General features: G+C 68.4%; 7 protein-coding genes. 4 read left to right on the top strand and 3 right to left on the bottom strand.

The genetic code is table 11. From position 1 onward, the window contains the following. Positions 1 to 38: 38 nt before the first annotated feature. Entirely contained in the window at positions 39 to 1,013 is a 975-nt protein-coding gene (locus AC07O3_RS21435) for a Bug family tripartite tricarboxylate transporter substrate binding protein (RefSeq protein WP_495340290.1), read from the top strand. Then, positions 1,006 to 2,085 (top strand): NAD/NADP octopine/nopaline dehydrogenase family protein, encoded by a 1,080-nt coding sequence (locus tag AC07O3_RS21440; RefSeq protein ID WP_495340291.1) that lies wholly within the window; start codon positions 1,006 to 1,008, stop codon positions 2,083 to 2,085. The genes AC07O3_RS21435 and AC07O3_RS21440 overlap by 8 nt, the downstream gene beginning before the upstream one ends. Here the strand turns inward: AC07O3_RS21440 and AC07O3_RS21445 are convergent. From AC07O3_RS21445 to AC07O3_RS21455, 3 genes are read right to left on the bottom strand one after another with little or no spacing between them, the layout of a single operon-like run. Then, the gene (locus tag AC07O3_RS21445) at positions 2,080 to 2,676 is read right to left on the bottom strand and encodes a peroxidase-related enzyme (RefSeq protein WP_093054010.1); all 597 of its coding nucleotides are present in this window, start codon (positions 2,674 to 2,676) and stop codon (positions 2,080 to 2,082) included. The two genes, AC07O3_RS21440 and AC07O3_RS21445, sit on opposite strands and share 6 nt — an antisense overlap. After that, positions 2,673 to 3,185, bottom strand: a complete 513-nt coding sequence (locus AC07O3_RS21450; protein WP_093054008.1) for a CMD domain-containing protein — start codon at positions 3,183 to 3,185, stop codon at positions 2,673 to 2,675. The genes AC07O3_RS21445 and AC07O3_RS21450 overlap by 4 nt, the downstream gene beginning before the upstream one ends. A 3-nt stretch (positions 3,186 to 3,188) precedes the next feature. Further along, the gene (locus AC07O3_RS21455; protein WP_495340292.1) at positions 3,189 to 4,646 is read right to left on the bottom strand and encodes an NAD(P)-binding domain-containing protein; all 1,458 of its coding nucleotides are present in this window, start codon (positions 4,644 to 4,646) and stop codon (positions 3,189 to 3,191) included. Positions 4,647 to 4,777: 131 nt separating this feature from the next. Here AC07O3_RS21455 and AC07O3_RS21460 point away from each other — a divergent pair, with 131 nt between their 5' ends. Beyond that, a complete protein-coding gene (locus tag AC07O3_RS21460) occupies positions 4,778 to 6,445 on the top strand; it encodes an alpha-glucosidase (RefSeq protein ID WP_495340293.1) in 1,668 nt (555 codons plus the stop codon). Between the two features lie 5 nt (positions 6,446 to 6,450). After that, positions 6,451 to 8,622, top strand: a complete 2,172-nt coding sequence (gene glgB, locus AC07O3_RS21465) for a 1,4-alpha-glucan branching protein GlgB (RefSeq protein WP_495340294.1) — start codon at positions 6,451 to 6,453, stop codon at positions 8,620 to 8,622. Positions 8,623 to 8,853: the final 231 nt, after the last annotated feature.

The raw sequence follows: 8,853 nt of genomic DNA on the forward strand, positions 1-8,853 counted from the left end.
CTGCCGTCCGGCAGGTTTTTCGCACCGCCTGGAACACCATGAAACTGCGCCTGAAACACCTCGCCCTGGGCCTAGCGGCCGCCGTCGGCCTCGCCGCCACGCCCCTGTGGGCCCAGCAGAACGACAAGCCCCTGCGCATCGTCGTGCCCTTCGCCACCGGCGGCGCGCAGGACGTGATTGCGCGCTACCTGGGCGCCAAGCTCACCGACAAGCTCGGCCAGCCCGTCATCATCGACAACAAGGCCGGCGCTGGCGGCATCGTGGCCGCCGACGCGGTGGCCAAGGCAACCGACGGGGCTACGGTGCTGCTGGCCACCGGCGGTGCGATCACGATCGCCCCCCACCTGCAGCCCAAGCTCCCCTACGACCCGGTGCACGAGCTGGTGCCGGTGGCCCTGGTGGCCGACACGCCGATGACGCTGTCCGTGCGCACCGAGAGCCCCTACAAGACGGTGGCCGACGTGCTGCGCGACGCCAAGGCCAAGCCGGGCCAGGTGACCTATGCCTCGACCGGCAACGGCACCGTCTCGCACCTGACCGGGGCGCTACTGGCGCAGGCGAGCGGCACGAACCTGCTGCACGTGCCCTACCGGGGCGCCGCGCCCGCCATGACGGACCTGCTGGGCGGGCAGGTGGCGACCATCGTTACCAGCGTGGCCTCGATCGAACCCATGGTCGCCAGCGGCAAGGCGCGCGTGCTCGGCACCTTCTCCCGGGTTTCCCTTCCCAGCATGGGTTTGGCCCCCACCATCGGCGAGGCCACCGGCCTGCCGGGAATGGAAGTGCCGGTCTGGGTCGGCGTGATGGCGCCCGCGCGCATGCCGGCGGCGAGCGTCGAGAAGCTGTCGGCGGCGCTGCTCGAGGTGTGCAACCTGCCGGAGACGAAGCAGCGCTTCGCCCAGTTGGGCGCGGTGAATACCTGTGGCGGCCCGGCTGCCCTGGGCAAGGTCGTGACGGAAGACAGCCAGCGCTGGGCGAAGGTGATCAAGCAGGGCGGGATCAAGGTTGACTGAGTTTTCGGGCAAGAAGTACCGCGTCGGCATCGCGGGCACCGGGGCAATCGCGCTGGCCAGCGCGGCTTGGCTGCGACAGGCGGGCCACGGCGTCACCGTGTGGTCGCCGGGTGGCCAGGGAGCAGAAGCCTTGCGCACGCAGGCACTGGAGGCCAGCGGCATCCAGTCGTTTTCAGTGACCGTCGAGGTTGCCGACGACGCGGCCGGGCTGAGCGCGGCCTCGGATGTGCTGCTGCTGGCCCTGCCGGTCAACGGCCACAAGCGCGTGATGGACGCTCTGCTCCCCTGCCTGCGCGACGGCCAGACCGTGATCGTCAGCTCGATGGCCTCGCTGTCGTCGCTCTATCTCCATGAAGCAGCCCGCCGCGCCGGCCGGCAGATCACTGTCGCCAGCTTCGGCACGACCGTTCTGACCGCGCGCCGCGAATCGGGCACGCAGGTCAGGGTGATGACGCGACGCAAGGCCGTCGGCGTCTCCGCCCTGCCCGGCTCAAAAGTCGGCGAAGCCGTCGCGCTGTGCACCGCCCTCTTCGGCGACGGCTTCTCCGCGCAGGACGGCGCCCTTGCCAGCGCCCTGGCCAACGTCAATCCGCAGTCGCACGGCCCGCTCGCGGTCTTCAACTGGACCCGCATCGAGCGCGCCGAGAACTGGCCGCAGTACCACTGCATGACGCCCGGGGTGTCGCGCGCGATCGAGGCACTTGACCAGGAACGCCGCGCCGTGGCGGCAGCCTTCGGCATCGAGCTCGGCCCCATCGAGGCGCATTTCGCGCGCTCCTTCGGCACCACGTCTGGAAAGCTCGCAGACATCGCCGCCGAGCTGCACGCCAAACGCGGCGGCCCGCCCGGCCCCACGCAGGTCGACACCCGCTACGTGACCGAAGACATGCCCTACGGCCTGGCGTTCGTCGAGGCGCTGGGCGCCATCGCCGGCGTGCCGACGCCCGCGACCCGCACCATCGTGGATGCAGCCTCGCTGGTCAACGGCGTCGACTTCCGCCGCGAAAACGACCTGCTCGAACCGCTGAGCCTGGCGAACGAAACTGTCGCCGGGCTGCTCGCGCGCCTATGAACCGTCTGCTTCGGGGAACACCGGCTCCCCGAGGTTGAGCATCAGCCGGTTGGCCCAGGCGAAGATGGCCACCGAATGAATCAGGTCGAGTATTTCCAGCTCGGTCAGCCCGACCTCCTTCAACCCGCGCACGTCGTCGGCCGAGACCTTGTCGGGCTCCGCGCCAAGACGGATCGAAAACTCGACGATGGCCTTCTCGCGTGCCGTGGTGCCCGCGCCCGCCGGCTCCTCGAACACCTGCGAGATCACGTCGTTGCGCTTGGCCAGCTGCTCGAAGCGCTGCGCATGCACCGAGGCGCAGTAAACGCAACCATTGACGCGCGACTCCACCGTGGCGCCCAGCTCGCGCTCGGCGCGCGGCATGCCGCCCGGCGCGAACATGATCGCGTTGAAGGCAATCGAGCGCTGCAGCAGTATCTCGGGCTGATGCGCCAGCACCAGAAAGTACGGCGACGTGCGCGCCTGCGGGCTCATCTCGTCGAGCGCCGCCAGTTGCGCCGGCGTGGCGGTGTCGACGTTCACCGTGTCGAGCCACGGCTTCCACTTCAGCACCTCGTTGGTGAAGCCCTTGATGCGGATCGGGGCCGTCATGCCGCCACCTCCACCGCTGCCAGCGCCTTCAGGCCCGCGGCAACGCGGATCTGGTACGACAGGAAGGCGATCAGCTGGCTCATCGCCACGATGGCGGGCGTCGAAAGGCCGCTGTCGACCAGCGACTGCACGGCCGCCTTGTCGCCCTCGATGGGGCGTTCGATCAGCTTGCCGGTGAAGGCCAGCACGGCCTGCAGGCGCGCATCGGCCACGGGCTTGCCGGCGTCCACCGCCGCCGTCAGGGCGCTGTCCGCGCCTTCGGCCGCCAGCCGGTCGCGGTAATGCGCGGCAAGGCTGTCCGCCTTCGACACGCGGCAGGCATGCAGCGCCACCAGCAGCCGCTCGCTCACTGACAGGCCTTCGACGGCCGGGGAAAACATCGCGTCGTAGCTGCCTTGCGTCGCGGCGACGACCTTGTCGCGCTGGCGCCGAAGCGCCCAGGTGGGGTGGTCTGGCGCCAGCGGGACGGCGGCATCGATCACATCGGAAGTGGGAGTGCTGGTTGTCATGGTTCAGTTTCTTTCCTGAGGCGGCAGCGCGGGCGTCCATTCGTCGCCGAAGAGTTCCGGCTCGGCGTAGGCCTCGAGGTTGGCGTAGTGGTGGTCGAAGTCTTCGCGGTAGAACAGGCTGGCGATGCCGCTCGCCAGCCGCTTGGCGCCGTCGCTGATGGCCGGGATGTCGCCCGACACCGTGCCGTGCGACAGCGCCGCCGGGTAGCAGAAGCAGTGGATGCGTCCGAGCCCCGGGCATTCGCCCGGCACGCGCTCCTGGAATTCGAAGACCGGCCCGAGGTCGGGCGAGTCGGCCAGTTCCTGGTCTTCGTCGCCGGGAGCGGGCACGAAGCGGTCTTTCCAGGTGCGCACCTGGGCGGCGATGCCGTCGAACTCGGGGCGGTTGGGCCAGTCGACCTTGAAGCCGGTCGAGACGATGAGGAAGTCGAATTCGAAGTCGCCCTTCGGCGTCGACACGCGCATCGAATCGCCCTTCGGCTCGATGGCCAGGATCGGACAGCCGAAGTTGAAGAAGGCATTGGCGTGCCCCGACACCCGCAGCGTGCTGCCATGCGGCGGCGGCACGTTCGCCACGTTGATGTAGTGGCGGATGCGCCACTTGAGTTCGTCGGGCAGGTCGTAGTGGCCCTGCGTGAGCCCCGGCACGCCCGCGCCCTTGCCCTTGTTGACGCGCGGCAGGTCGGGCCGGCGGATCAGCAGTTCGACGCTGTGCGCGCCGGCCTCCAGCGCGGTGCCTGCGCTGTCCATGGCTGAAGAGCCCGCGCCGACCACGCCCACGCGCAGGCCCTCGAGCCGGCCGTAGTCCATTTCGTCGGAAGAATGCGCCCACTTCGAGCGCGGCAGCGCGTTGACGAAAGCGGGAATGGCCGGCCCGCCGAGGCCGTCTCGCCCGGTGGCGAGGACGACCCGGCGCGCCAGCACGCTGCGTTCGCCTTGCGGCGTGCGCAGGTCGAGGCGCACGCCGGTGGCATCGGTCAGCGGATGAATGCCGGTTACGGCCGTGTTGTTGCGTACGTCCACGCCCATCACGCGGCGGTACCAGACCAGATAGTCCATCCACTGCAGGCGCGGGATCTTGTCCATCGCCGTCCAGGCCTCCAGCCCGAACTGGGCCTCGAACCACGCACGGAAGGTGAGCGACGGCAGGCCCAGCGCGGGGCCGGTGAGCTCCTTGGGCGAGCGCAGCGTCTCCATGCGCGCCGTGGTCGCCCAGGGGCCTTCGCTGCCCGCGGGCGAGCGGTCGAACACCACCGCGCGAATGCCCAATTGCGCCAGCGCGACCGAGGCAGCCAGGCCGGCCTGCCCGCCGCCGATGACGGCCACGTCGAGCATCGGTTCACCGCCAGCCTGCCGCACAGGCATCCAGTTGCGCCCGGGCCAGCCGAGGTATTCGAGGTCCTGGGCAAGCCGCGCTTCGAGCGCGGCGAGGGAAGAAGAGGCGGAATCTGATGTCGTCATTTTGAAAAGCGGGAGCGGCGCCCAGTGTAGAAAGCTTCACGGGTCTTCGCGCCATGCACCGCCGCCCCGCACCTGCGTATCACTGGCCCGAATTTCGCATGCCACAATGATTTCAGACCACAGGGACCGGCATGGGCAGCAATACCGACAGCAGCGAATGGTGGCGCGGTGCGGTGATCTACCAGATCTACCCGCGCAGCTTCATGGACAGCGACGGCGACGGCATCGGCGACCTGCCGGGCATCACGTCCCGGCTCGAGCACGTGGCCAGCCTCGGCGTCGACGCCATCTGGGTTTCTCCTTTCTTCCGTTCGCCGATGAAGGACTTCGGCTACGACGTGGCCGACTACCGCGTCGTAGACCCGATGTTCGGCACGCTGGCCGACTTCGACGCCATGCTGGCGCGGATGCACGAACTGGGCCTGAAGCTCGTCATCGACCAGGTGTTGTCGCACACGTCCGACCAGCACGCCTGGTTCGCCGAGAGCCGCTCGAGCCGCGACAACCCCAAGGCCGACTGGTACGTGTGGGCCGACCCCAAGCCCGACGGCACGCCGCCCACCAACTGGCTCTCGGTGTTCGGCGGCTCGGCCTGGCAGTGGGATTCGCGCCGGCGGCAGTACTACCTGCACAGCTTCCTGGCCGAGCAGCCCGACCTCAACTTCCATTGCCCCGAAGTGCAGGAGGCCCTGCTGGGCGAGGTGCGCTTCTGGTGCGAGCGCGGCGTGGACGGCTTTCGCTTCGACGCCTGCAACCACCAGTTTCACGACGCGCAGCTGCGCGACAACCCGCCGGCCTCGCTGGCCTCGATAGGCGAAGTCAGCACGGTGCGCGCCGACAACCCCTATGCGATGCAGCAGCATCTGTACGACAAGAGCCAGCACGAGAACCTGGCGTTCCTCGAGAGCCTGCGCCGGCTGCTCGACGGCTACGGCGCGGTGGCGCTGGGCGAGGTCGGCGACGAGAACGCGCCTCCCGTCATGGCGCAGTACACCGACCGCGGCAAGCGCCTGCACCAGGCCTACAGCTTCAGCCTGCTGACGGCCGACCACAGTCCCAAGCACCTGCGCCACCAGGTCGAGGCCCTTGACGAGGCGCTCGAACCCACGAACGGCTGGGGCTGCTGGGCGATGTCGAACCACGACGTGCCGCGCGTCGCCACGCGCTGGAGCGACGGCGGCGCACCCGACACGCGCCGCGACCGGCTCTGGCTGACGCTGCTGCTGGCGCTGCGCGGCAGCGCGAGCATCTACCAGGGCGAGGAACTGGGTCTGCCCGAGGCCGAAGTGCCGTTCGAACTGCTGCAAGACCCGTACGGCCGCGCCTTCTGGCCCGAGTTCAAGGGCCGTGACGGCTGCCGCACACCGATGCCATGGACCGCCGAAGCGCCGAACGGCGGCTTCACCACCGGCGCGCCCTGGCTGCCGGTGTACGGCGCCCACCTGCCGCTGGCCGTCGAACGACAGGCCGCGGACCCTGGGTCGATGCTGGCCTTCAGCCGCACGCTGCTGCACTGGCGGCGCACGCAACCGCTGCTGCGCACCGGTGGCATCCGCTTCATCGACGCACCCGAGCCACTGCTGCACTTCGAGCGGCGCGACGGAAAACTCTCGCTGCGGGCGGTCTTCAACTTAGGGAGCGAGCCGGTATCGATGCCGTTGCCCGACGAGCTGATGCCTCTCGTCGGACAGCCGCTTGAGCACACCGCCGTCATGCAGACCGTGGATGAAAAGCGCATGCTGACGCTGGCGCCGTACGGCGTCTTCTTCGGCACACCCGCCGTTGAAGGACGAAGCTGACCACCATGCCCTTGAAGCCGCTGCCCGAGTCCGAAGTCCATGCGCTGATGCGCGCGGAGCACGGCGATCCGTTTGCCGTGCTGGGCCCGCACGAGAGGCCCGAAGGCCTGGAAGTGCGCGCGCTGCTACCCGGCGCGCAGCGCGTGGCCGTAGTGCATTCGCGCACCGGCTGGCCGCTGGCCATCCTCGCGCGGCACGAAGGCTCGGACCTGTTCAGCGGGCTGGTTCCGGCGGCCGAAGCCCGCATGGGCTACTCGTTCCAGGTCGACTGGGAGGCGCACACCTCGCGGCTGGAAGACCCGTATCGCTTTCCGTTCGTGCTCGGCGAAACCGATGTTTGGCTGCTGGCCGAAGGCACGCACCTGCGGCCGTGGGAGCGGCTGGGCGCGCACATCCGCGAGATGGACGGCGTGAAGGGCGTGGCCTTCGCGGTCTGGGCGCCGAATGCGCGGCGCGTGTCGGTGGTCGGCAACTTCAACAACTGGGACGGCCGGCGCCACATGATGCGGCTGCGCCGCGAGTGCGGCGTGTGGGAGATCTTCGCGCCGCACGTGACCGTCGGCGACAGCTACGAGTTCGAGATCCTGTCGGCGCAGGGCGAGGTGCTGCGCAAGGCCGACCCCTTCGCGTTCTCGTCGCAGCTGCGGCCCGACACGGCCTGCGTGGTGCAGCCCCTGCCCGCGCCGGTGAAGATGCCCGAAGGCCGTGCCGCCGCAAACGAGCGCCACGCGCCGATCAGCATCTACGAAGTGCACCTGGGCTCATGGCGCCGCAAGAACGGCCATGAATGGCTGGACTACCGCGACCTGGCCGACACGCTGGTGCCCTACGTGCGCGACCTGGGCTTCACGCACATCGAGCTGCTGCCGATCACCGAGCACCCCTTCGACGGCTCGTGGGGCTACCAGCCGATCGGCCTGTACGCACCGACCTCGCGCTTCGGCACGCCGGGCGACTTCCGGCATTTCGTCGAGGCCGCGCATGCGGCCGGGCTGGGCGTGATCCTCGACTGGGTGCCCGCGCACTTCCCGACCGATTCGCACGGCCTCGGCCGCTTCGACGGCACGGCGCTGTATGAGTACGCCGACCCGCGCGAGGGCTTCCACAACGACTGGCAGACGCTGATCTTCAACTACGCCCGCACGGAGGTGCGCAACTACCTGGTCGGCAATGCGCTGTACTGGCTGGAGCGCTACGGCGTGGACGGCCTGCGCGTGGATGCGGTGGCTTCGATGCTGTACCGCGACTACAGCCGCAAGGCCGGCGAGTGGGTGCCGAACGTGCTTGGCGGACGCGAGAACCTGGAGGCCATCGACTTCCTGCGGCGCATGAACCGCGTGGTGGGTATTGAGCGGCCTGGGGCGGTGACGCTGGCCGAGGAGTCGACGAGCTTCCCCGGCGTGACCCGTCCGCCGGAAGACGGCGGGCTGGGGTTTCACTACAAGTGGAACATGGGCTGGATGAACGACACGCTGTCGTATGCGGGCACGGACCCGGTCTATCGCAAGCACCATCACCAGCAGATCACCTTCGGGCTGATGTACGCGCACAGCGAGAACTTCGTGCTGCCGCTGTCGCATGACGAGGTGGTGCATGGCAAGGGCTCGCTGATCGGGCGCATGCCCGGGGACGAGTGGCAGAGGTTTGCTGGCCTGCGCAACCTGTACGGGTACCTCTGGGCGTATCCCGGCAAGAAGTTGTTGTTCATGGGCGGGGAGTTCGCGCAGTACGCGGAGTGGAATGCGGACCGCGGCCTGGACTGGCACCTGCTGGAGCATGCCTCTCATCAGGGAGTGCGGCGGCTGGTGCGCGACTTGAACAACGTGTATCGGCACTTTCCTGCGTTGCATGAACTTGACCATGACGGGGCGGGGTTCGAGTGGATCGTGCATGACGATGCGGATCAGTCGGTGTTTGCGTTCGTACGGCGGGGGCGGGATGGGGCGTTTGTTGTGGCTGTTTGCAACTTCACGCCTGTGCCTCGGCATGGGTATCGGTTGGGGGTTCCTGTTTCGGGTTCCTACCGGGAGATCATCAATACGGATGGGGCGGTTTATGGGGGGAGTGGGGTTGGCAATGGGATTGTCGAAAGCGCTCCTGTTGCTTGGCATGGGAAGGCGGATTCGATCTCGATCAGCGTGCCTCCGTTGGCTACTGTGATGTGGGTGTTGGCTTGAAAGCTTGTGACTTGGTTTGCTTCCCGGAGCCGGGTCTCGGCCCGGCGGCCGACCTACTTTTCTTTGCTTCGCCAAAGAAAAGTAGGCAAAAGAAAGGCGACCCTGCTGTCTGCGTCCCTTCGCTTCGCTACGGGCAACCTGCGGTGCTCGACTCCGGAGGGGGTCCGCAGAACTCGCTTCGCTCAAACAGCTGCGGCCCTGATCCCTCCTACGTCTGCGCTCCTCGGCGCA

Source organism: Variovorax sp. GW821-FHT09D05 (assembly GCF_059416325.1).